The organism is Chromohalobacter sp. HP20-39 (assembly GCF_033052815.1).
GTDB lineage: Bacteria > Pseudomonadota > Gammaproteobacteria > Pseudomonadales > Halomonadaceae > Chromohalobacter.
Genome location: NZ_JAWHTP010000885.1, coordinates 1 through 256, shown reverse-complemented (window position 1 = coordinate 256; position 256 = coordinate 1). Strand labels below are relative to the sequence as shown.

1 protein-coding gene is annotated in these 256 nt (G+C 68.0%); it reads right to left on the bottom strand.

Annotated elements, in window-relative coordinates; translation table 11 throughout:
* On the bottom strand, nt 1-256 hold a 256-nt coding region (locus RVY79_RS20510; RefSeq protein ID WP_317466432.1), incomplete at both ends, for an amidohydrolase family protein.

The following is a 256-nucleotide window of genomic DNA, read 5'->3' as shown; positions in this document are numbered from 1 at the left end:
CTGGCGCGTGGAATTGACTTGGTACTCGGGCGGCAGCTTCGGCCCCTTGGCCAACGTGGAGTACAGGATCATCGCGTTAGGCTTGGCGATCAGCATGCCGGTGGGCTCGCCGGATGCATCGCGCTGGATCTCGCCGCCCGGCGGGTTCGGCGTGTCCTTGGTGTAGCCGACCTGGCGCAGCGCGGCGCGGTTGAGCAGTGCGCGGTCGTACAGGTGCAGCACGAACACGGGCGTGTCGGGCGCGGCCTGATTCAGC